The 23,871-nt window shown below is 42.7% G+C and carries 21 protein-coding genes, 1 other RNA gene and 1 other annotated feature; of the genes, 18 read left to right on the top strand and 4 right to left on the bottom strand.

The genetic code is table 11. The annotated features are described in order from the left end of the window. Window positions 1–6: 6 nt before the first annotated feature. Window positions 7–384, bottom strand: a complete 378-nt coding sequence (locus NSS76_RS12540; RefSeq protein ID WP_024423140.1) for a TIGR04086 family membrane protein — start codon at window positions 382–384, stop codon at window positions 7–9. A 152-nt stretch (window positions 385–536) separates the two neighbouring features. Here NSS76_RS12540 and NSS76_RS12535 point away from each other — a divergent pair, with 152 nt between their 5' ends. Further along, complete coding sequence (locus tag NSS76_RS12535) at window positions 537–1,199, top strand: DUF421 domain-containing protein (protein ID WP_024423139.1); 663 nt, start codon at window positions 537–539, stop codon at window positions 1,197–1,199. Window position 1,200: 1 nt separating this feature from the next. On the opposite strand, the gene spoVB is transcribed toward NSS76_RS12535, so the two are convergent. Then, window positions 1,201–2,751, bottom strand: coding sequence for a stage V sporulation protein B (spoVB, locus tag NSS76_RS12530; protein ID WP_025092429.1), 1,551 nt, complete (start codon window positions 2,749–2,751; stop codon window positions 1,201–1,203). A 116-nt stretch (window positions 2,752–2,867) separates the two neighbouring features. On the opposite strand from spoVB, the gene NSS76_RS12525 reads away from it, so the two are divergent. The 8 genes from NSS76_RS12525 (at window position 2,868) to dtd (ending at window position 12,318) form a co-directional block, all read left to right on the top strand. Next, on the top strand, window positions 2,868–3,164 hold the full coding sequence (locus tag NSS76_RS12525) for a post-transcriptional regulator (RefSeq protein ID WP_103131888.1): 297 nt from the start codon (window positions 2,868–2,870) through the stop codon (window positions 3,162–3,164). 41 nt (window positions 3,165–3,205) lie between these two features. After that, the gene (gene secDF / locus NSS76_RS12520; protein ID WP_341082311.1) at window positions 3,206–5,434 is read left to right on the top strand and encodes a protein translocase subunit SecDF; all 2,229 of its coding nucleotides are present in this window, start codon (window positions 3,206–3,208) and stop codon (window positions 5,432–5,434) included. 186 nt (window positions 5,435–5,620) lie between these two features. Then, window positions 5,621–6,109: a cation:proton antiporter regulatory subunit gene (locus NSS76_RS12515; protein ID WP_024423136.1), complete on the top strand. Its 489-nt coding sequence runs from the start codon at window positions 5,621–5,623 to the stop codon at window positions 6,107–6,109. A gap of 101 nt (window positions 6,110–6,210) precedes the next feature. Beyond that, window positions 6,211–6,561 carry a LapA family protein gene (locus tag NSS76_RS12510; protein ID WP_024423135.1) on the top strand — a complete coding sequence of 117 codons (351 nt, stop codon included), beginning with the start codon at window positions 6,211–6,213 and terminating at the stop codon, window positions 6,559–6,561. 81 nt (window positions 6,562–6,642) lie between these two features. Further along, the gene (gene recJ / locus NSS76_RS12505) at window positions 6,643–8,967 is read left to right on the top strand and encodes a single-stranded-DNA-specific exonuclease RecJ (RefSeq protein ID WP_341082310.1); all 2,325 of its coding nucleotides are present in this window, start codon (window positions 6,643–6,645) and stop codon (window positions 8,965–8,967) included. A gap of 23 nt (window positions 8,968–8,990) precedes the next feature. Then, window positions 8,991–9,503: an adenine phosphoribosyltransferase gene (locus tag NSS76_RS12500; RefSeq protein ID WP_149126428.1), complete on the top strand. Its 513-nt coding sequence runs from the start codon at window positions 8,991–8,993 to the stop codon at window positions 9,501–9,503. Between the two features lie 142 nt (window positions 9,504–9,645). Next, the gene (locus tag NSS76_RS12495; protein WP_024427858.1) at window positions 9,646–11,856 is read left to right on the top strand and encodes a RelA/SpoT family protein; all 2,211 of its coding nucleotides are present in this window, start codon (window positions 9,646–9,648) and stop codon (window positions 11,854–11,856) included. An 18-nt stretch (window positions 11,857–11,874) separates the two neighbouring features. Then, window positions 11,875–12,318: a D-aminoacyl-tRNA deacylase gene (gene dtd / locus NSS76_RS12490; protein ID WP_024427859.1), complete on the top strand. Its 444-nt coding sequence runs from the start codon at window positions 11,875–11,877 to the stop codon at window positions 12,316–12,318. A gap of 96 nt (window positions 12,319–12,414) precedes the next feature. On the opposite strand, the gene NSS76_RS12485 is transcribed toward dtd, so the two are convergent. Then, window positions 12,415–13,995 (bottom strand): SH3 domain-containing protein, encoded by a 1,581-nt coding sequence (locus tag NSS76_RS12485; RefSeq protein ID WP_044331620.1) that lies wholly within the window; start codon window positions 13,993–13,995, stop codon window positions 12,415–12,417. A gap of 137 nt (window positions 13,996–14,132) precedes the next feature. On the opposite strand from NSS76_RS12485, the gene NSS76_RS12480 reads away from it, so the two are divergent. The 5 genes from NSS76_RS12480 (at window position 14,133) to NSS76_RS12460 (ending at window position 18,856) form a co-directional block, all read left to right on the top strand. Next, window positions 14,133–14,303: a YrzK family protein gene (locus NSS76_RS12480; protein WP_003216250.1), complete on the top strand. Its 171-nt coding sequence runs from the start codon at window positions 14,133–14,135 to the stop codon at window positions 14,301–14,303. A gap of 58 nt (window positions 14,304–14,361) precedes the next feature. After that, window positions 14,362–14,600 (top strand) — a binding site (T-box leader). Between the two features lie 73 nt (window positions 14,601–14,673). Further along, window positions 14,674–15,948, top strand: coding sequence for a histidine--tRNA ligase (gene hisS, locus NSS76_RS12475; protein ID WP_024423129.1), 1,275 nt, complete (start codon window positions 14,674–14,676; stop codon window positions 15,946–15,948). Between the two features lie 18 nt (window positions 15,949–15,966). Further along, window positions 15,967–17,745 carry an aspartate--tRNA ligase gene (aspS, locus tag NSS76_RS12470; protein WP_024423128.1) on the top strand — a complete coding sequence of 593 codons (1,779 nt, stop codon included), beginning with the start codon at window positions 15,967–15,969 and terminating at the stop codon, window positions 17,743–17,745. Between the two features lie 73 nt (window positions 17,746–17,818). After that, window positions 17,819–17,999, top strand: a non-coding RNA gene (gene ssrS, locus NSS76_RS12465) — 6S RNA. 92 nt (window positions 18,000–18,091) lie between these two features. After that, the gene (locus tag NSS76_RS12460) at window positions 18,092–18,856 is read left to right on the top strand and encodes a tRNA threonylcarbamoyladenosine dehydratase (RefSeq protein WP_024423127.1); all 765 of its coding nucleotides are present in this window, start codon (window positions 18,092–18,094) and stop codon (window positions 18,854–18,856) included. Between the two features lie 33 nt (window positions 18,857–18,889). On the opposite strand, the gene NSS76_RS12455 is transcribed toward NSS76_RS12460, so the two are convergent. After that, window positions 18,890–20,155 (bottom strand): replication-associated recombination protein A, encoded by a 1,266-nt coding sequence (locus NSS76_RS12455; RefSeq protein ID WP_044331684.1) that lies wholly within the window; start codon window positions 20,153–20,155, stop codon window positions 18,890–18,892. Between the two features lie 208 nt (window positions 20,156–20,363). Here NSS76_RS12455 and cymR point away from each other — a divergent pair, with 208 nt between their 5' ends. The 4 genes from cymR to NSS76_RS12435 all read left to right on the top strand — a co-directional run bounded on the left by cymR (window position 20,364) and on the right by NSS76_RS12435 (window position 23,870). Further along, complete coding sequence (gene cymR, locus NSS76_RS12450; protein ID WP_024423125.1) at window positions 20,364–20,783, top strand: cysteine metabolism transcriptional regulator CymR; 420 nt, start codon at window positions 20,364–20,366, stop codon at window positions 20,781–20,783. A gap of 18 nt (window positions 20,784–20,801) precedes the next feature. Continuing rightward, window positions 20,802–21,944 carry a cysteine desulfurase family protein gene (locus NSS76_RS12445; protein WP_044331688.1) on the top strand — a complete coding sequence of 381 codons (1,143 nt, stop codon included), beginning with the start codon at window positions 20,802–20,804 and terminating at the stop codon, window positions 21,942–21,944. A 94-nt stretch (window positions 21,945–22,038) separates the two neighbouring features. Further along, on the top strand, window positions 22,039–23,157 hold the full coding sequence (gene mnmA, locus NSS76_RS12440; protein ID WP_024423123.1) for a tRNA 2-thiouridine(34) synthase MnmA: 1,119 nt from the start codon (window positions 22,039–22,041) through the stop codon (window positions 23,155–23,157). A gap of 59 nt (window positions 23,158–23,216) precedes the next feature. After that, a complete protein-coding gene (locus tag NSS76_RS12435; protein ID WP_025092425.1) occupies window positions 23,217–23,870 on the top strand; it encodes a tetratricopeptide repeat protein in 654 nt (217 codons plus the stop codon). The last annotated feature ends 1 nt before the right edge of the window (window position 23,871 follow it).

The following is a 23,871-nucleotide window of genomic DNA, read 5'->3' as shown; positions in this document are numbered from 1 at the left end:
CTTTTTTTATTTGCCTCGAAGATTGACGCCAATCATTCCCCCCAGCATACAAATGCCTAAAAATGCTCCATGATAGATAAACTGCTCTGGTGAGAACGTTTTTCCAAACCCCAAATATTGAAATAAAAAGACAGTGAGAGAAAAAATGATAGATGTGACCGCACCAATCAGCCAGCCGCGCTCCTTTGCTTTCCCGCCAGAAATGATGCCTCCTAATAAAAGGGCAGCAAAGGACAAAATCATAATCATCCATTTAAATGATGATTCCTGCATACTTGTGAATGTAAGCATGAGTGACACAAGTAAACTTGTGACTACCATCACGATAAAAATGGCAATTAAGCCGGATAAAATGCCTTTTCCAATTTGTTTCGTTTCCTGCATGTAGATTCGTCTCCTCTCCAATTGAACGAAGCTTGTCTTTTACTAAAATGTATTCACAGTGAAGAAAAAATAGACATGTTTCGGACGTTTCTTTTCTACATAAATAAAGTGTTTTGACACAAGCTATGTTGGAGAAGGAGGGTTTACATCACATGCAGGACATCTTGATCATTTCCATGAGAACCATCATCTTATATTTTCTTATTTGGTTTATATTTCGCTTAATGGGCAAAAGGGAAATTGGCGAGCTGAGCATTTTAGATCTAGTCATTTTTATGATGATCGCAGAAATTGCGGTTCTCGCCATAGAAGAAGTAGAGGATAACATGTTACATACGGTATGGCCAATCCTGCTGTTAACCTTCATTCAAATCACACTTGCCTACCTCTCATTAAAATTTCAAGGTGTCCGGCGCTTTCTTGACGGAAAACCGGCCCTGCTTATCATCAATGGGAAAATAGACGAAGGTGCAATGAGAAAACAGCGATACAATTTTGATGACCTGCTCATTCAATTAAGAGAAAATAACATCGACAGCATTCAGGATGTCTCTTACGCCATTTTAGAGCCGTCTGGAAAGCTCGCCGTCGTCGAAAAAGAAAACAAGCGCAAACATGCAGCGCTTGAGCTTCCACTTGTTGCGGATGGTGTAGTGCAGCATGACCACCTAAAGCAAATCAATCAAAATGAACAGTGGCTGAAAGATGAGCTTGCTAAAAGAGGCTATCATGATATCGAACAAATCTCTTACTGCAGCTTTAATCAAAAAACATTTTATATTGATTTGAAAGATGAAGTGATCAAAAAGAGATGAGCTAAAACAGCTTCCCCATGAACGGGATGCGGCGCAGCTCTTCTCGTTTCACTAGACCTAGGCAGATTAATAGAATGACATACAGCGTGCACGTAATGAAAATGAGCGTCACAAGTTCAATAGGAGCAGAAAAAAGTCCGTTTACTTGAGATTTCAGCCAAAGGCTGACAGCACCTGTACTGATAATCACAAGGACGCATAGTCCATATTCCTTTAATGGTAAATGAATAGGCAGCACCTTTCCAACAGTTGCTGCATGGAGCAGTGTGACAAGGATGATACCGATTAAGATCGCCAGTGCAGCGCCCATAATGCCAAAGCCTGGCTGTGAAGCAAGAACAAAAATCATCCCTGTTTTTACAATAGCGCCAATCAGGCTGTTGGTCATCGCCGCACCAGCTAAATTGAGTGCTTGAAGCACGGCTTGAAGAGGCCCCTGAAAATAATATAGAAGGAAAAATGGCGCCATGAATTTCACATAAATGGCCGCGTGCGATGAACCATACATAAAGAGCGTTAAATCTTCTGCGTAAACGAAAAGAATAATACATGAAATGCCTCCGCTGAGTAAACATAGGCGCATCGCCTGCTTCAGACGGTATTCGACCGTTTTACGTTTGTTCTGCTCCATTCCTTCACTAATCGCCGGAACTAATGCAGTGGAGAGTGAATACGTAATAAAACTAGGCAGTGTCAAAAGGGTCAGAGCAAGCCCGGTCAACTCCCCGTACTGCCTTGTCGCCTCTACAGCCGCATAACCAGCAATGGCAAGACTTTGCGCGACAACAATCGGCTCTAAAAACCACGAAATATTCCCGATAAAACGGCTGCCTGTTGTTGGCAGGGCAATGCTCATCAGCTGTTTAAATGTGTCCTTCCCGTCATGAATCGCTTTAAAAAATCGTTTTCGAATACGAATGGTCTTTTTATAGCGAAAGGCGATCAGTAAGTAAGCAAGTGAAATCATCTCTCCAATCACAGATGACACCATCGCACCTGCTGCCGCAAATTCAATCCCGTAAGGAAGGAAAGCCGTTGTACATACCGCCACTAGCGAAATTCTTGCGACCTGCTCCAGAACTTGAGACATCGCAAGCGGACTCATTTGCTGTCTGCCCTGGAAATAGCCTCTTAACACACTTGAAATGGCGATGACTGGTACGACAGGTGTAATAGCCAGCAGTGGATAGACCGTTCTAGGGTCTGTCAGCATATTTTCTGCCATGATGGGCGCAAACCATAAAAAGAGCGGCGTGAAAATCAGACTGAGTGTTCCTGTTATCGCAAGGGACATGACCAGAATACGTTTTGTTTTCTGTTTGTCACCCCGGGCTTCTGCTTCTGCAACAAGCTTACTAATAGCGACAGGCAGTCCGAATTGCGTGAGCGTCACGGCGAGAAAAAAGGTAGGTGCAGCCATCATATAAAGCCCGACCCCTTCTTCGCCAATGAACCTCGCAATGACAATTCGATTGACAAAACCCAATATTCTCGTGATAAAACCTGCTAAAATTAAAATGATGGTCCCCTTTAAAAACGTTTGCTTCGTCAAATCACAGATCACCTGCCTTCTCAAACGACATAGAATCATATACAATAAGATATGCGTGTATATCGTCCAAGCATGACAAGTCTCTCGATAAAAAACTGAAAAGGGGGAGCTACGCAATGACACAACACCCAGCTGCTATTTACAAAGACCATTTAAAGCCTTTTCTGTTCAGTAAGCTTGAAGAATTCATCGTTTTGGGCTATAAAGATGTAGATTTAGAGGAATTATGGTCATACTTAGAGAATAAGAAGTGGAAGAAAAAACAAGAGTATCCGATTCATGTAATGGTTGCAGATATTTTATCTGTGAAAATAGGCGAATTTATGAACTATGCAACCGTTCAGTCGTTTAAAACGTCTGCTTTTTTGGACAGTGAAGATGGCAAGAATATGCTTGATGAACTGTTGAAATAAGCCATCTTAATGGATTCAGGTGTTTAAGGAGGAAATACATAATGAAAAAAGGGCGCATTCTTGCGTTTTTCTTAGTGGTTCTGTTAATCGGAACTGGCGTAGGCTTACTAACAAAGCCTGTTGCGAAAGATATGACGCTAGGGCTGGATTTACAGGGTGGATTTGAAGTCCTGTATGATGTACATCCAGTGAAAAAAGAGGACAAGATCACAAATAGTGTTCTCGTTAGTACAGTGGAGGCTCTTAACCGAAGAGCGAACGTGCTTGGAGTAAGTGAGCCGAACATCTCGATTGAAGGCAATAATCGTATCCGCGTGCAGCTTGCAGGGGTAAAAGATCAAAACAGAGCAAGGGAAATTCTTTCCACTGAAGCACAGCTATCCTTTAGAGATACGAATGATAAAGAACTCCTTAACGGGGCTGACTTAGTCGAAAACAGTGCAAAACAAACATTCAGTCAAACGAATGAGCCAATTGTGACGGTTAAACTAAAAGATGCGAAAAAATTTGGTGACGTCACAAGAAAAGTAGCAGCGATGGCACCAAATAATCAGCTTGTCATTTGGCTTGATTACCATAAAGGAGATTCCTTCAAAAAAGAAGTCTCAAAATCGAACCACAAGTATGTCTCTGCACCAAATGTGAATCAAGAGATTAACAGCAGTGACGTACAAATTGAAGGGAAATTTACTGTCCAAGAGGCAAAAGACCTTGCAAGTATTTTAAATGCTGGTGCATTGCCAGTAAAATTAACAGAAAAATATTCCACATCTGTAAGTGCACAGTTTGGTGAACAAGCACTGAACGAAACAGTGTTCGCAGGAATAGTAGGAATCGCATTTATCTTCTTATTCATGCTGTTTTATTACCGATTACCTGGTCTTATAGCTGTCATCACACTTTCAGCTTATATTTACATTACGCTGCAAGTGTTTGACTGGATGGGCGCGGTTATGACACTGCCTGGAATTGCCGCACTCATTTTAGGGGTAGGGATGGCTGTCGATGCCAACATTATTACTTATGAACGGATCAAAGAAGAACTGAAGCTCGGCAAATCTGTCCGTTCTGCTTTCAGATCAGGGAACCGCAGATCATTTGCGACCATCTTTGATGCAAACTTAACAAGTATTATTGCCGGCGGAGTGCTGTTCTTCTTCGGGACAAGCTCTGTAAAAGGATTTGCAACAATGCTCATCCTCTCGATTTTAACAAGCTTTATCACAGCTGTATTCCTATCAAGATTCCTTCTTGGACTGCTTGTAGAGAGCCGCGCGCTCGACCGCAAAAAAGGCTGGTTTGGTGTCCGCAAAAAAGACATCATGAGTATTCATGAAACTACAGAAAATACCGAACCGAAAACGCCATTTGATAAATGGGATTTCGTCAGCAAACGTAAAGGCTTTATGATTTTCTCCATAGCTGTTACTATTGCGGGAATCATCGTCCTTTCGATCTTCAAGCTCAATGCTGGTATTGACTTTGCTAGTGGAACGAGAATTGATGTTCAAAGCGATCACAAGCTGACCACTGCACAAGTAGAGCAAGACTTTAAAAAGCTTGGTCTTGAGACGGACAGTGTCGTGTTATCGGGTCAAAAAGAAAATCAGGCAGCCGCACGGTTTGTCGGTGTGCCAAACAAAGAAAAGATTGCTGAAGTAAAAGATTACTTCAAAGATAAATATGGCACTGAGCCAAACGTAAGTACAGTGTCTCCGACTGTCGGAAAAGAGCTTGCCCGTAATGCATTATATGCCGTTATTATTGCTTCAATTGGGATCATTATATATGTATCCATCCGCTTTGAATATAAAATGGCGATTGCGGCGATTGCCTCATTGCTGTACGATGCATTCTTTATTGTCGCCTTCTTTAGTATTACGCGCTTAGAGGTGGATGTCACCTTCATTGCCGCGATCCTCACAGTCATTGGATACTCGATCAACGACACGATCGTTACCTTCGACAGGGTTCGTGAACAAATGAAGAAACGTAAACCGAAAACCATTGAAGATCTATCGTACATTGTGAACTTAAGCTTACAGCAAACCTTTACGCGATCTGTCAACACGGTGCTGACTGTAGTTGTCGTTGTTGTCGCACTGCTTATCTTCGGATCAGCGTCGATTACAAACTTCTCCATCGCCTTACTTGTCGGCTTATTAACAGGGGTATACTCATCCCTTTACATCGCGGCACAAATTTGGCTGATGTGGAAAGGCCGTGAGCTGAAAAAACCAGCTAAGATAGATACAGATCAAGATGTCTAATCTAGAAAGACTGCCTTTTCGGCAGTCTTTTTCTATCGTTTTTCCCGAAAAGTAGACGCTTTGAAAAAACATTTTGGGTTTCATTGATCTTGAAATGGTCTTTTGCTATAATGACTTACGTTTAGACCAGTATAGAAAGCAAGTGTCTGTTTAGGGCATTTGGCTTTATTCATTGGAGGGGCTGTTATGAAGGTTCGGGAAACTGAACTGCCAGGTATCGGTCATAAAGCCGAAATGATCACAAGAAATAATGAGAAGCTTGCCATCATTACACATGATGACGGCAGAAGAGAAATGTATCATTTTCAGGAGGACGACCACGAAGAAACGATTTCTGGCATCCTGCTAAACGATGAAGAAGCAAGACAAATCGCGGCTATTTTAGGCGGCATGGTCTATAAGCCGAAAGCGCTTGAAACCGTAGAGGTAGCCATTGATGAACTGGTGATTGAATGGTTTAAAATTGAAAAGAATGCACCAGCTGTTCAGAAAAGCATCGGTGACCTCAATGTTCGCCAAAACTATCAAGTAACAGTCATCGCCATTGTGAGAAAATCACATGAGAAGATTTTAAATCCAGGACCAGATACCATCATCGAAGAAGGGGATACCCTTGTCATTTCTGGAGAAAGAAAAGAATTAAAGAATCTGATTAAAGAAAAACTCAGCAGCTGATGATGCCCATGCTGATAGGTTTTCTTCCACTGCTTTCTTTCGGTGTTTAAAAAAGGCAATGAAAAGGGAAGAATAAAAGAAAAAGCTTGGGGGATTTGTAGATGAACAAACAACAATGGACCATCATACTCGCATTTATTTTCGTATTAATTGTCTCAGTATTTGCCGTGATTAATGTACGGCCTGTCGAGGTACACTACTTATTTGGAACGGCTGAATGGCCGCTGATCCTTGTCATTATCGGTTCTGTTTTAATGGGCGGACTGATTGTGGCATTTGCAGGAATCTTCCAAATTGTGAAACTGAAACGTGAACTAAAAGCATTAAAAGCTGAGCGTGCAGCCGCTGCACCTGCTGCTTCGACGAAAAAGGCAGACAAAGATCTTCAAAAAAAATCTCATGTCACGCCTTTAAAAGAACAGCCAGCATCATTTGACCGGAAGGAAAAATAATCTTCCAGCACAATTTCATAAAATAAAAATTGAAACCCCTCAGGCCACTCTAGTATAATAGTGTGGTTGAGGGGTGAATTTATGTTATTATCCAAAATGCGCTGGGAATATGAACATCCAAGCGAAGAAAAAGTGAAATCACTCTCTGAAAATCTGAATATTTCAGCGCTGACTGCATCGCTTCTCGTAAAAAGAGGATTTGAAGAAGTAGAAGAGGCGAGGTCTTTTTTATTTGATCAAAAAGCCGAATTTCATGATCCATTCCTATTAAAAGGGATGAAAGAAGCAGTAGAGCGCATCAACAAAGCGATCGAAGAGCAGGAATCGATTGTGATCTTCGGAGACTATGATGCAGATGGTGTGACAAGTACGTCTGTACTTTTACATACATTAAAAGAGCGGTCTGCGATAGTAGACTTTTATATTCCAGATCGATTTAAAGAAGGCTATGGACCTAATGAACAGGCTTTTCGATATATCAAGGAGCAAGGAGCATCGCTTGTCATCACGGTCGATACAGGCATTGCTGCTGTCAATGAAGCACGTATTGCAAAAGAAATAGGGTTAGACCTGATCATTACAGATCACCATGAACCAAGTGAGGAGCTGCCTGAGGCACTTGCCATTGTCCATCCTAAGCAGCCTGGCTGTGAGTATCCCTTTAAAGAACTTGCTGGTGTAGGTGTCGCGTTTAAAGTGGCGCATGCACTTCTTGGGAAGCTGCCAGTTCAGCTGTTAGATCTTGCAGCCATCGGGACAATCGCGGATCTCGTACCGCTTCACGATGAGAATAGATGGCTCGCCAAAAAAGGTCTTGTGCAGCTTCGGCAGTCGAATAGACCGGGGCTGAAAGCGTTATTGAAAGAAGCGGGAGCCACTTTAGAAGAAGCGAACGAGGAAACGGTCGGCTTTCAAATTGCGCCAAGGCTGAATGCTGTTGGGCGAATTGAACAGGCAGATCCAGCCGTTCATCTTCTGATGACTGAGGATAAGGATGAAGCAGAAGAGCTCGCTCGTTTTGTACAGGAACTGAATAAAGAACGACAAAAGATTGTCAGTACGATCACAGAAGAAGCCATTCAAATGGTGGAAGAGGCAGGTGATGACCAGTCTGCGATCGTTGTAGCGAAAGCTGGCTGGAATCCGGGTGTTGTCGGAATTGTTGCCTCTAAATTGACGGATACTTTTTCTCGTCCGGCGATTGTGCTTGGAATAGATGAAGAGACGCAAATGGCAAAAGGATCAGCCCGGAGTATTCCTGGCTTCGATCTATTTTTCCATCTAAGCAAATGCCGCGACATCCTGCCGCATTTCGGCGGGCATCCGATGGCAGCAGGGATGACACTTCGAGCGGATGATGTATCTTTACTAAGGGAAAGATTAAATCAATATGCAAATGAAACATTGACGGAAGAAGATTTTATTCCAATTCAGCGCGTCGATGCCGTGTGCAAGGTAGACGAATTGACGGTTCAAGCGATTGAAGAAGCGGGGATGCTGTCACCATTTGGTATGTCAAACCCAAAACCGTTCATTATGATTGAAGATGCGAAGCTTGAAGATATCCGAACGATTGGGGCAAATCACAACCATATTAAAATGTCTCTGAAAGACGAAGACACACTGCTTGACTGTGTTGGCTTTCACCAAGGGAAATTAAAAGAGGAAATTGTTCCAGGAAGCCGCATTTCTGTGATTGGAGAAATGTCGGTTAATGAATGGAATAACCGGAAGAAGCCCCAGCTGATGTTAAAAGATGCACGAGTTGATGAATGGCAGCTGTTTGATCTGCGCGGGAAAAAGGATTGGGAGAAGAAAGTTTCGACACTTGATTCAGAAAAATCACTGGTTGTCTGTTTTGATGAAGCAACAAAACAGGACGTCGATCTCCCTATTCATCATGTTCATGCAGAAAATGTATCATCGTTTAATGTACAAGGAAAGTATGTGGTCTTTGCGGATGTTCCCGCAGATGAGCAATTGCTGAAGCAGCTTTTAGAAAATCAAAAGCCTGCGAGAATTTATACGGTTTTTCAAAGAAAAGAAGATCATTTTATGTCCTCTTTCCCAAGCCGTGACCAATTCAAATGGTTTTATGGGTTCTTGTTTAAACGGGGAAGTTTTCCTATCAAAGAACAAGGAATGGAGCTTGCCAAACATAGAGGCTGGACAAAAGATACAATCATTTTTATGACAAAGGTGTTTTTTGAACTCGGTTTTGTTAAAATAGAGAATGGTGTGCTGTCAATAGTACTTGATGCCCCTAAAAAAGATTTAACGGCGTCAGCGTCCTATACAGCAAAACAACGATTGATGGAACTCGATCAAACACTAACATATTCCTCAGCTAAAGAGCTGAAGGAATGGCTGAATAGCATGATGAGCGAAGTCTCACCTGTGCTTTGACGTACGAGGAGGAAAAGGAAAAGATGGATTTAAAACAATATGTGACAGTTGTACCTGACTACCCAAAGGAAGGTGTACAATTTAAAGATATTACAACGTTAATGGATAAAGGCGAAGTGTACCGTTATGCAACGGATCAAATCGTTGAATACGCGAAGAAAAGAGACATTGATCTCATTGTTGGACCTGAAGCGCGTGGATTCATTATTGGCTGCCCTGTAGCATACGCACTTGGTGTAGGTTTTGCACCGGTTCGTAAAGAAGGAAAGCTTCCTCGTGAAGTCATTAAAGTCGATTACGGCTTGGAATATGGTAAAGATGTATTAACGATTCATAAAGATGCGATTCGTCCTGGTCAGCGTGTCCTGATTACAGATGACTTACTGGCAACTGGTGGAACAATTGAAGCGTCCATCAAGCTTGTAGAGGAATTAGGCGGCGTTGTGGCAGGGATTGCATTTTTGATTGAGCTGACGTATCTGGACGGCAGAAAGAAGCTTGACGGCTACGACATCATGACGTTAATGCAATACTAATGGAGTTTTTCGTAAAAAGCACTCAGTAAGAAGGGTGCTTTTTTCCTATCAAAAATCTTTTAGCGGACTTCTTCTCTTTACATCTATCGAATTTTTCTTGATAATAAACTACAATACAGTTTTCATTTAAAAAGGTGATTCCATGGCGAACGAACAAGTTTTAACGGCGCAGCAGGTCATTGACAAGGCAAGAGAATACCTGTCCGCTGAACATATTCAATTTATAGAGCGAGCATATGAATATGCTGAAAATGCACACAAGGAGCAATACCGGAAATCTGGTGAGCCCTATATTATCCATCCAATTCAAGTGGCGGGTATTCTTGTTGATCTTGAAATGGACCCATCAACCATTGCAGGCGGTTTCCTGCACGATGTAGTTGAGGATACAGATGTGACATTACAGGATTTAAAAGAGCATTTTAACGAGGAAGTAGCAATGCTTGTTGATGGTGTCACAAAGCTCGGGAAGATTAAATATAAATCACAAGAAGAACAGCAGGCCGAAAACCATCGAAAAATGTTTGTTGCAATGGCGCAGGATATTCGCGTGATCTTGATTAAGCTGGCAGACCGTCTTCATAATATGAGAACGCTCAAACACCTTCCGCAGGAAAAGCAGCGGAGAATTTCAAATGAAACACTTGAAATCTTTGCACCGCTTGCGCACAGATTAGGGATTTCAAAGATTAAGTGGGAGCTTGAAGATACAGCACTCCGCTATTTAAATCCGCAGCAATATTACCGGATTGTGAATCTGATGAAGCGCAAACGAGCGGAACGTGAGGAATACTTGGACGAGGTTGTCAATGAAGTGAAAGACCGCGTGTCTGAGGTGAACATCAAGGCTGAATTTTCTGGCAGACCAAAACATATTTATAGCATTTATCGCAAAATGGTCTTGCAAAATAAGCAGTTTAATGAAATTTATGATCTGCTTGCCGTTCGTATTTTGGTCGACAGCATTAAAGACTGTTATGCGGTGCTCGGAATTATCCATACATGCTGGAAGCCGATGCCAGGCAGGTTTAAGGATTATATTGCGATGCCAAAGCCGAACATGTACCAGTCTCTTCATACAACGGTGATTGGGCCAAAAGGTGATCCGCTTGAAGTTCAAATCCGTACAGTGGAAATGCATGAAATTGCAGAATACGGAATTGCGGCACACTGGGCATACAAAGAAGGCAAAGAGTCAGCAGAATCAACGGAAGAAGCGGTCTTCCAGAAGAAGCTCTCTTGGTTTAGAGAAATTCTTGAATTCCAAAATGAATCCACAGATGCAGAAGAATTTATGGAGTCGTTAAAGATCGATCTCTTCTCTGATATGGTGTTTGTGTTTACGCCAAAAGGAGACGTCATTGAACTGCCGTCGGGCTCAGTTCCGATTGATTTCTCTTACCGGATTCACTCGGAAATTGGGAATAAAACGATCGGTGCCAAGGTCAATGGCAAGATGGTCACACTCGATCACAAACTAAAAACAGGTGACATTATTGAAATTCTGACATCAAAGCACAGCTACGGGCCAAGTCAGGATTGGGTCAAACTTGCCCAAACCTCCCAAGCGAAGCACAAGATCAGACAGTTTTTCAAAAAACAGCGCCGTGAAGAAAATGTCGAAAAAGGCCGAGAGCTCGTGGAAAAAGAAATTAAAAACCTTGAGTTTGACGTCAAAGACATTCTGACCGCTGAAAACCTGCAAAAAGTGGCTGACAAATTTAATTTTTCAAACGAAGAGGACATGTATGCAGCTGTTGGATATAACGGCATTACTGCATTGCAGGTCGCCAATCGTTTAACGGAAAAAGAAAGAAAACAAAGAGACCAAGAAGAGCAAGAGAAAACCGTTCAAGAAGTGACAGTGGAACCAAAGACGTATCACGGGAAAAAACGGGAAGCTGGCGTAAGGGTCAAAGGGATTGATAACCTGCTTGTCCGCTTATCTAAGTGCTGTAATCCTGTTCCTGGTGATAGCATTGTCGGTTTTATTACGAAGGGCCGAGGTGTATCTGTTCACCGCGAGGACTGTCCGAACGTAAAGACAGGAGAAGCGCAGGAGCGGTTAATTCCGGTCGAGTGGGAGCATGAGCAGCCTGCTCAAAACCGTAAAGAATACAATGTGGAAATTGAAATATTAGGATATGATAGACGCGGCTTACTCAATGAGGTGCTTCAAGCAGTCAACGAAACCAAAACGAACATCTCCTCTGTTTCTGGGAAGTCTGATCGTAACAAAGTGGCGACGATCCATATGGCGATCTTTATCCAAAATATTAACCATTTGCACAAAGTAGTCGAACGCATTAAGCAAATCAAAGACATTTACTCTGTTCGCCGATTCATGAATTAGAAAGGAAGTATATCGTCTATGAGGCTTGTTGTGCAGCGTGTGACAAATGCATCTGTGAAAGTAGAAGAAGAGATCACAGGTGCCATCAACGAAGGTTATATGGTGCTTGTTGGTGTCACACACGAAGATACAGAAGAAGATGTGCTCTACTTAGCTGAAAAGCTTGCACATTTACGTATTTTTGAAGATGAAAACGGGAAAATGAATCGTTCATTATTGGACATAAAAGGAAGCGTTCTGTCTGTATCTCAATTTACCCTTTATGGTGATACGAGAAAGGGCAGACGGCCGAATTTTATGAAAGCCGCCAAGCCGGATGCAGCCAATTCGCTTTACGAATGTTTCAATAAAACCCTTAGAGAAAAAGGCATCCATGTCGAAACTGGCCGTTTTGGTGCGATGATGGACGTGTCATTGACCAATTCAGGACCGGTCACGATCTTGATGGACAGCAAAGAATAGATTCTCTTTAGACTGTAGATGAACTCATGCGGGAGTTTGTTTAGAGTCTTTTTCTTTTGCGGTCAAACAAAAAAGAGGCGCAGAGGCCTCTTTTTTTTAACGGAAATATTGTTTTAATCCTTCAGTCATTCCTTCTGTGACTCGTTCTTGGTAAGAGGCGCTATAAATGATCGCTTCCTCCTGTGGATTGCTTAAGTACCCGAGTTCATATAATAGGGAAGGGCGTTTGTTTTCTCTTAAAACAAAGTAATCTCCGAATTTGACACCCTTATCAGGGATTTGAGAGCGTTTTGCGACTTCGGAATGAACGCTTGACGCTAACTGCTGATCTTTTGCTGCGTGATAATAATACGCTGTACTTCCTCTAACACTTTGGTCCATAAAACTATCATAATGAAGACTAATAAATGCATCTGCATTTCGATAATGAGAGGTTGCCACCCTTGATTGAAGGCTGATAAAGGTATCATCACTTCTTGTTAAATATACATTTGCACCAGAAGCCCTTAATTTGCCTGCCAGTAAATTGGCGGTTTTGATGGTGATGTTCTTTTCAAATGCACCGTCTGCGCCAATCGTGCCGCTGTCTTTTCCGCCATGACCAGGATCAAGAACAATCGTTTTTCCTTTTAAAGAACCAGTTCCAGACGATGAATCCTGCTGAGGTCTTGGCGCTTCGCTGCTATTTTTCTTCGTTTGAACGACCCAGCTCGCCACGTAGCCAGTTCCGCCGTTTGATAGTGTCACTTCGTACCAGTCACCTTGCGTCCGAACAATTTGATAGGCAGCTCCTTTTGTTGCTCTTTCTGCAATCCCAGCAGAGGTAGAAGCGCTTTTTCGAATGTTGGTGCCGTCATAGACAATGTATGCTTTTTGCTCAGAAGCCGAAGAGGATGAACTCTTTTCAGGTGCAGAGCCTGCTCCTTTGCCTGTGACAATGTAATAGCTTGCAACCCAGCCTTTTACGCCTTTCCCCTCAATTTCATACCAGCCGTTCTGCTCTCGCAAAATGGTGATCTGTGTGTTGCGGGCAAGTGAAGCGATGACTTGTGCATTTGGTGCGGCCGATTGCCTCACATTCAAGCTCGATACGCCAACTGTGCCTGTCTGGTTAGAGCGAGAGGACTCGCCGGAACTTGATTGAGAAGTTTTCTGCCCCCCTGAAACATAATCAGAGTGAACCCAGCCTTCTGCTTGTTTATACGAAATTTTCGTCCATTCGCCGCTTGTCTCGAGCTTTTTAGCGGTAGCGCCTTGCGGGAAAGTACCGATCACTTGATAGGAAGTCCCAGGGCCTGTCCGGATGCGAAGATCGGAAGCTGTTGATGTAATTGTACTGCCTCCAGCCGTGCTTTGACCTTGCGCCTTTGGCTTCGTGGATTTTTGAGCGCCGGATGATGTGGTAATCAGCCATGAGACGACCCAGCCTTTTTGTCCGTTTGATAATTGGATCTGCACCCATTCTCCTTGTTCAGTGAGAATAGGATAACTTTCGCCGCGTTTCACAACAGCTGCAATTCCATAGCTTAAACCAGGGCCCGTTCTCACATTGATTTCATCTGTTGCGACAATAGCTTGATCTGTTTGTGCTGTAGCATGTGTCATAGGCAAAGAACTCGCGATGAGAACAAAACAAGTAAGCAGCATCATCATTTGATTGTGTTTTTTCAGATTCAAAACGGTGTTTTCCCCTCCCTTGTAAAACCGATGAATGTTAATTCGTTATGTAGTGGATGAATTCCTTGCAGTTTTCCTAATAAAAATGAATCAATCTGTTTATACTAAATAAAAATGTGATAAAAGGATGTACAAACATGAGATTAAGCAGAAAATTAGGACGAGTGCAATATAATGGACATCGTGATATCGACCGCTGGCAGCACGACGAAATGGATCAGCCAGGCTTCCTTGAAGAGACCGCATCTGAATACGGATGTACGTCAAAAGAAGAGCTGGAAAAGAAAAAGAGGCACGGCAAGGGTTGACAGAGTGGCAGCACCGACCTTATTATAATATAAATCAACACACTTGAAAATTTAAAATGTGGAACTGATGATAGAGAATAGTAGGGTAAATTGCGTGAGCAGAGAGGACTCGCCTGAGGCTGAAAGCGAATCCGCATGGCATTTATCACGAAAGAACACTCTGTAGGTTTCCTGCTGAACGCTCTGAAAATGAGTCAATAGGCGGAGAACGTGAATCTGCGTTAAGGATTTGAGCGGGAACATGCTTATTCATGTTCCAACTAGGGTGGCACCACGGGTATAACTCTCGTCCCTACTATACACATAGTAGAGGCGGGGGTTTTTTATATGTCCACATAAAAAATGAATGATGGTCGTAGGAGGACGAAAAATGAGTTTTAATATTCCAAGAGGCACACAGGATATTTTACCTGGAGAGTCAGAACGCTGGCAGTATGTTGAACAAATTGCGAGAGATACATGTGCAGCCTTTCAATACAAAGAAATCCGCACACCGATTTTTGAGCATACTGAGCTGTTTGCACGGGGAGTAGGCGAATCAACTGATATCGTTCAAAAAGAGATGTACACATTTGAAGACAAAAAAGGACGCAGCATCACACTTCGTCCAGAGGGAACAGCTTCAACTGTACGCTCTTATGTTGAAAATAAATTGTTCGCACAGCCGGCTCAGCCAACAAAGCTTTATTACATCGGACCAATGTTCCGCTATGAACGTCCGCAAACCGGAAGATATCGTCAATTTTATCAATTTGGGATAGAAGCGATTGGTTCCAAGGATCCTGCTATTGATGCAGAGGTCATTTCGCTTGCGATGAGTGTGTATGAGAAAGCAGGTCTTTCTAACTTAAAGCTCGTCATTAACAGCCTTGGTGACAAGGAGAGCCGTGCAGACTACCGCACAGCACTGGTCAAGCACTTTGAGCCAAGAATTGAGGAATTCTGTCACGACTGTCAAACGCGTTTACATCAAAATCCGCTGCGTATTCTTGATTGTAAAAAGGATCGTGATCATGAACTGATGACAACCGCTCCATCCATTCAAGATTACTTAAATGAAGAATCACGGACGTATTTTGAAAAGGTCAAACAATACTTATCAGATATAGGCATTGAGTATGTCGTCGATCCAAATTTAGTGCGCGGTCTTGATTACTACAATCACACAGCATTTGAGATCATGAGTAATGCAGAAGGCTTTGGTGCGATTACAACATTAGCCGGCGGCGGCCGTTATGATGGACTCGTTGAAGGAATTGGCGGTCCTGAATCACCAGGGATCGGATTTGCGATGAGTATTGAACGTTTCTTATCTGCGATCGATGCTGAAGGAATTGAGCTTCCTCTCCAGGATGGTATTGATCTATACATTGCTGCTCTCGGAGATGAAGCGAAGGATTATTCTGTTTCATTATTAAACCGTCTGAGAAAAGAAGGTATCTCAAGTGAAATGGACTATACAGGGAAGAAACTAAAAGGACAATTTAAAGCGGCTGATCGATTAAAAGCCAAATTTATTGCAGTTCTTGGTGAAGATGAGCTAGCGCAGCAAATTGTGAATGTGAAAGATACGACAACGGGTGAACAGATTGAAGTGAAGCTTGATGAGCTGATTCAAATGTTGAAGGCCCACCAGAAAGCGTAAAGAAGGAGTGGAATGTTTGTGTTTGGTAGAACTTTTTATTGTGGAGAAGTAACAGAAGACCAAATTGGTCAGTCAGTTGTATTAAAAGGATGGGTTCAAAAAAGGCGTGACCTAGGCGGATTAATCTTTATTGATTTGCGCGACCGTACAGGGATTGTACAAGTTGTCTTCAATCCAGACTTATCAAAAGAGGCGCTTGAGACAGCAGAATCAATTCGTAATGAATATGTCCTTGATATTAAAGGAACGGTTGTCGCAAGAGAAGAAGCAACGATCAATCCAAATTTAAAAACGGGCAAAATTGAAATTCAAGTCGAAACGGTCACCGTTTTAAATGAAGCGAAGACTCCTCCATTTGTGATTTCAGATCAAGCAGACGAGGTATCAGAAGATGTTCGTTTAAAATATCGTTACCTGGATCTTCGCCGCCCTGCAATGTTTGAAACAATGAAAATGCGACATGAAGTCACAAAAGCATTCCGCCATTTCTTAGACGACAACGGCTTTCTAGACATTGAAACACCAATTTTAACAAAAAGTACGCCAGAAGGTGCGCGTGACTATCTTGTTCCAAGCCGTGTACACGAGGGAGAATTTTATGCACTGCCTCAGTCTCCGCAATTATTTAAACAATTGCTGATGGTTTCTGGGATGGACCGTTATTATCAAATTGCCCGCTGCTTTAGAGATGAAGACTTGCGTGCTGACCGTCAGCCGGAATTTACACAAGTCGATATTGAAATGTCCTTCATGAGTCAAGAGGACATCATGACGCTTGCTGAAGAGATGATGGCGAAGGTGATGAAAGATGTCAAAGGCGTAGACCTTACATTGCCATTACCTCGTATGACATATGATGAAGCGATGAATTCCTATGGATCTGATAAGCCGGATACACGTTTTGAGATGAAGCTAGTGAACATTTCAGACACAGTAAAAGACTCCGATTTCAAAGTGTTTAGCGGAGCTGTGAAAAATGGTGGAGCTGTGAAAGCCATCAATGTAAAAGGGGCTGCAGCGAACTACTCAAGAAAAGACATTGATGCACTTGGTGCATTTGCAGCGAACTACGGTGCAAAAGGTCTAGCTTGGCTAAAAGCAGAAGGAACTGAATTAAAAGGTCCGATCGCTAAATTCTTTGATGAAGCAAAGCAAGCTGAATTAAAGGAACAGCTGCAAGTTGAAGAAGGCGACCTTTTACTCTTTGTTGCAGATAAGACGTCTGTTGTCCATGATGCGCTTGGTGCACTTCGCTTAAAACTTGGTAAAGAGCTTGAACTGATTGATGAGTCTGTATTTAATTTCTTATGGGTTGTCGATTGGCCGCTGCTTGAAAAGGATGAAGAAGAAGGCCGCTTCTATGCTGCCCATCATCCATTCACAATGCCGGTTCGCGATGATCTTGAATTAATTGAAACAAGCCCAGAAGACATGAAGGCCCAGGCTTACGATCTTGTGCTGAATGGCTACGAGCTTGGCGGAGGTTCTATTCGTATTTTCGAAAAGGACATTCAAGAAAAGATGTTTGGCTTACTTGGTTTTTCAAAAGAAGAGGCTTACGAACAATTTGGCTTCCTGCTGGATGCGTTTGAGCATGGTGTTCCTCCGCATGGCGGAATCGCGCTTGGGCTTGACCGTTTAGTGATGCTGCTTGCAGGCCGCTCTAACTTAAGAGATACGATTGCATTCCCTAAAACGGCAAGTGCGAGCTGCGTTCTTACAGATGCCCCTGGCCATGTAAGCGAGGCGCAGCTTGATGAGCTGAGTTTAGCGATTAAAACAAAAGTAAAACAGTAAAATAGGCGCATGTTTATAGGTATGTAAACGCTTGAAAAAGAAATATGCCTATGATATGCTTTCATCAATAAATAAAGTCCTGATACGTACGGTGGTTACCTAGTTTTGACCGAACATTTTTTTATACGGGAGCTTGCCTTTCCTTTCTGCATAAATGCCTCTTTAGAGGACTTATAAAGTCAGGAAGAAAGCACCCACCTGCATGGTGCGGGGTTCAAAACGAAGGAAATGCTGGCGGCGTCATCGGGACTTTTTTGTGTTTTTTTCTTTTAGAGAAGGATGACGGAGAAGTCTGAATATGATATGATTCTTTCGATTCATTTTAAATAAAGGTGGAGTGAGGCACTTGTTACATCAGTTTTCAAGAAACGAGCTTGCCATTGGCAAGGAAGGCTTAAATATACTAAAAAACAGTACAGTTGCAGTGCTTGGTGTGGGCGGCGTTGGTTCATTCGCAGTAGAGGCACTCGCGCGTTCAGGCGTTGGCCGTATTGTTCTTGTTGATAAAGATGATATTGATATTACAAATGTAAACCGTCAGCTTCCAGCATTGCTATCAACAGTTGGCCAGCCAAAGGTTGACTTAATGCAGGCGAGAATCGCTGATATTAATCCAGAATGTGAAGTTGTTGCCCTGAAGATGTTTTATACAGAGGAAACATACGAGCAATTTTTTGAGTATCCGCTTGATTATGTCATTGATGCCTCAGATACCATTCACTATAAAATTCATTTAATGAAAGAGTGTCTGAAACGAGGTGTGAACATCATTTCAAGTATGGGAGCTGCGAACAAAACAGATCCGACACGCTTCAAAATTGATGATATTTCAAAAACACATACTGATCCTATTGCAAAAGTTGTGAGAACACGTTTGCGTAAGGAAGGGATTCGTAAAGGAATTGAAGTCATTTTCTCTGATGAAAGTCCAATTGTCATTCGCGAAGATGTCAGAAAAGAAGTTGGAAATGATGAAGCGAAGATTCGCAAGGCGCAAATGCCGCCATCATCTAATGCGTTCGTTCCGTCTGTTGCCGGACTGATCATGGGTGGTCATGTCATTATGAAGCTTTTAAAAGATATTCCGATTACACGTGTGAAGGATAAATAAACAGCCCGCCTGCTAACATGCAGGGGGCTTTTTTTATTTCTGGCGTTTTAAATTTTCATAGACCTGTTTCAATGCACCTTCAAATTTTCCGGTTTGTTTCGGTACATAGTATTGCTTGTTTTTCAGCGGATCAGGTAAATATTGCTGCTTCACCCAGCCGTTTTCGTAATCATGTGGGTATAAGTAATCGACGCCTCTTCCGAGTGCTGTGGCGCCTTTGTAGTGAGCATCTTTTAAATGAACTGGAACTTCTCCAATTTTCCCTGTACGAATGTCACCAAGTGCTGCATCAATCGCTTTATATGCCGAATTAGACTTAGGAGAAAGACACAGCTCAATCACTGCGTTCGCCAGCGGAATTCGTGCTTCTGGGAAACCGATTCTTTCTGCTGTTTGCACTGCGCTTAACACGCGGGGGCCTGCCTGCGGACTGGCTAAGCCAATGTCCTCGTAAGCCATCACGAGTAATCTTCTTGAAATGCTTTCAAGGTCTCCTGCTTCGATCAGTCTAGCAAGGTAATGCAGCGCCGCATCTGTATCAGATCCCCTAATGGATTTTTGAAAAGCCGAGAGGACATCATAATGAGCATCACCATTCTTGTCATGTGAGAAGCTCTTTTTTTGTAAGCATTCTTCTGCTGCGGCAAGAGTGATTGTGATATGCCCTGTCTCATCAGCTTTTGTCGATAAGACAGCGAGCTCGAGTGCATTTAAAGCAGAACGCACGTCTCCTCCGCACCCATTGGCAAAATGATTCATCGCTTCATCGTCCACTGTCACCTCATAGCCGCCAAGCCCGCGATGCTCATCCTGTAAGGCTCTTGTTAACGCAGCTTTGATTTGCTCTGTTTCAAGCGGCTTCAGCTCGAATATTTGTGTCCGGCTTCGAATGGCAGGATTGATCGCATGATAGGGATTAGCCGTCGTTGCCCCAATTAAAATGATCATGCCATTTTCTAAATAAGGAAGAAGAAAATCCTGCTTTCCTTTATCAAGCCGGTGGACTTCGTCTAAAATAAGGATCACCTGGCCGCTCATTTTCGCTTCAGCGGCAACAGCTTCCATATCCTTTTTGTTATGAATGACCGCATTCAGCGTTCGAAAAGCAATGCTTGTACTGCCAGCAATCGCGGTTGCAATCGATGTTTTGCCGATGCCCGGCGGTCCATATAAAATCATCGAGGATAAATGTTTTGCCTCGACCATTCGCCTAATAATTTGACCTTCTCCAACAAGATGCTCCTGCCCAATAATGTCTTCAATATGACTTGGGCGCATCCGGTACGCTAAAGGTTTCATAATTATCTCTCCTATAGCAATGTCTTGTTTGTATAGAGTACCGAAAATTCTTCAAATAGAAAAGGGATTCGTCCTTCTATCATGCTCAGAACCCGTAAATGAAAGTTGGCTGAAAGTATGATATAATTGCTTTTGGTCTATATATCAGCGTATATGAAATCAGAAAAATAATTGATGACATAGAATAGAAAACGCAGAGGTGTTTAACTTGAAAATATCAACTAAAGGCAGATATGGTCTGACGATCATGATCGAATTAGCCAAAAAACATGGCGAAGGCCCTACATCATTAAAATCAATCGCTCAAAACAATGATTTGTCTGAGCATTATTTAGAGCAGCTTGTATCACCACTCCGCAATGCCCGTCTTGTAAAAAGTATCCGCGGAGCGTATGGCGGCTATGTTCTTGCACATGAACCAAACGAGATCACAGCAGGTGATATTATTCGTGTATTAGAAGGACCCATTAGTCCTGTTGAAGTCATCGAAAACGAAGAACCAGCAAAGCGTGAACTATGGATTCGTATTCGTGATGCAGTAAAAGACGTACTAGACAATACAACTCTTGAAGACTTGGCAAGCTACACAGATGACGGGGATCAAGACTCGTATATGTTCTATATTTAGATCAGAGGTGTACCGGAAATGGAACGAATCTATTTAGATCATGCGGCCACAACGCCGATGGATCAGCGTATTGTGGACAAGATGATGCCGTACTTTACAGAGATATTTGGCAATCCCTCTAGTATTCATTCATATGGGCGCGAGGCAAGAAAGTGGCTCGATGAAGCAAGAGAAGTCATTGCAGGAGAATTACACTGTAAACCGCAGGAGATCATCCTCACAAGCGGTGGAACCGAGGCGGACAACCTGGCAATTACAGGTGTTGCCATGGCAAGACAGCATGAAGGAAAACATATCATCACAGTGAAAACAGAGCATCATGCGGTGCTGCATACATGTGAGCGCCTAGAAAAACTAGGATTTGAAGTGACATATTTAGATGTGGACGAAACAGGATTGATTCATCTTGATCAATTAAAACAAGCATTGAGAGAAGATACGATTCTTGTGACCGTCATGTACGGCAATAATGAAACAGGTGTGATTCAGCCAATCAAAGCCATTGGCGAACTTCTGCGTGATCACACGGCTCATTTTCATACAGACGCAGTGCAGGCGTTTGGCACAGTGCCTATTGATGCAGCAGATCTCCATATTGATCTTTTATCTGCTTCTGGCCATAAGCTGAATGGTCCGATGGGAACAGGTTTTTTATATGTAAACGAAGGCGTGAAGCTTTCTCCGCAAATATTCGGAGGCGAACAAGAAAGAAAGCGCCGTGCTGGCACTGAAAATGTGGCAGGAATTGTTGGGCTTGCAGAAGCTGTTCAATTAACGAAGCAAAATAGAAGAGAAAAAGCGATGCATTATGGTAAGCTCAAAGAAACCATGCTGCAAGTATTTGAAGAGGAATCTCTCAATTTCTCTATCAATGGACATCCGAAAGAGACATTGCCGCACATTTTAAATGTTCATTTCCCGGGCGTCTCCATTGAATCGCTGCTTGTGAATTTAGATATGGAAGGAATTGCTGTTTCAAGCGGATCGGCATGTACGGCTGGATCTGTCCTTCCTTCGCACGTGTTAAGCGCCATGTATGGCGAAGAAGCAAAAGAGCTGACGTCCTCAGTCAGAATAAGCTTCGGTCTTGGGAATGAAGAGGATCATGTGAAGCAGGCGGCACGTAAGATAGCGGCTGTTGTCAAACGCCTAGCCAAATAAATGCTTCCTTTTGTTCGTGTGTGAAAAATGAAACAGCGAAGCACCTGAAGAACGAAACGCGCATGTTGTTTCATTGAAATTGGAGTTGATGAAGATGACAAAAAGACCAGAAGATACAAGAGTTGTGGTCGGTATGTCCGGAGGAGTCGATTCATCAGTTGCCGCTCTTATGTTAAAGGAGCAAGGCTATGATGTCATCGGCATATTTATGAAAAACTGGGATGACACTGATGAAAATGGTGTTTGCACAGCAACGGAAGACTATGAGGATGTCATCCGCGTATGTAACCAAATTGGAATCCCTTATTATGCAGTGAATTTCGAGAAGCAATATTGGGACAAAGTGTTTCAATATTTTCTTGATGAATATAAAGCGGGCAGAACGCCAAACCCAGATGTCATGTGTAACAAAGAAATTAAGTTCAAGGCATTCCTTGAGCATGCATTGTCACTTGGTGCGGATTATTTGGCAACAGGACACTATGCTCGTGTTGATAGAACTGGTGATGAAGTTAAAATGCTGCGAGGTCTTGATGCAAACAAAGACCAAACGTATTTCTTAAATCAGCTGACACAGGAACAGCTTGATAAAGTCATGTTCCCAATCGGTGATTTAGAGAAAAAAAGGGTTCGTGAATTAGCTAAAGAAGCAGAGCTCGCAACAGCAGCGAAAAAAGATTCAACTGGTATCTGCTTTATCGGAGAAAGAAACTTTAAAACGTTCCTTAGTCAATATTTGCCTGCACAGCCTGGTGTGATGCAGACAATGGACGGAGAAGTAAAAGGGGAGCACGATGGACTGATGTATTACACGATCGGTCAGCGCCAAGGACTTGGCATTGGCGGCAGCGGTGATCCTTGGTTTGTCGTTGGAAAAGACTTGGAGAAAAACATCTTGTTTGTTGAACAAGGCTTCCACAATCCACTTTTATACTCTGAAAGCATTTCAGCCGTTAATATCAGCTGGACTCGTCCTCATATTGTCGGAGAAAACGGTGAATTAACTTGCACAGCAAAATTCAGATACCGTCAAGAAGATCACCATGTGAAGGTCAAAATGACAGGTGAGCAAGAAGCGATGGTGATCTTTGATGAACCTGTTCGTGCTGTTACCCCGGGACAAGCGGTTGTTTTTTATGATGGCGACGAATGTCTTGGCGGCGGTACAATTGACGATGTCTTCAAAGATGGTCAAAAGCTGTCGTATGTGTAGCATGTTTCAAAACCTCAACGTCGCTGTTGAGGTTTTTTAATGAAAGGATGAGAGAGCGAATGAATCATAACGAAATCGGCATAGAAGCCTTGAATCAAGGGAATATCGAAAAAGCAGCTGAAGCTTTTACAAAAGCGATCGAAGAAAGCCCGAAGGATCCGGTTCCATATATTAACTTTGCGAACTTACTTTCAAGTATCAATGAATTTGAACGTGCTTTAAACTTTTTTCAAAAAGCAATTGAACTTGATCATACCGCAGCTGCAGCCTATTACGGAGCAGGAAATGTATATACATTAAAAGAAGACTTTATGAAAGCGAAAGACTATTTTGAACAAGCACTAAAAGCCGGCATGGAAAATAGTGATTTGTTTTATATGCTTGGGCAGACGCTCATCAAATTAGAGCAGCCAAAGCTTGCGATGCCATATCTTCAGCGTGCCGTTGAACTAAACGAAGAGGATAATGAAGCAAGATTCCAATTTGGCATGTGTTTAGCCAATGAACACATGCTGGAAGAAGCGGTGACAACTTTTACTGAAGTCATCACGCGTGATCCGCAGCATGCAGATGCCTTTTATAATTTAGGGGTTGCGTATGCGTACTTAGAGAAAAAAGACGAAGCACTTGAGATGCTGGGTAAAGCCATTGACGTGCAGCCTGACCATATGCTGGCACTACATGCGCAAAAGCTGATTCAAGAGGCAGAATAGA

It is taken from the genome of Bacillus sp. FSL R5-0654 (assembly GCF_038008745.1).
Lineage (GTDB): Bacteria > Bacillota > Bacilli > Bacillales > Bacillaceae > Bacillus > Bacillus safensis.
This window is presented reverse-complemented; position numbering and strand designations above follow the sequence as displayed.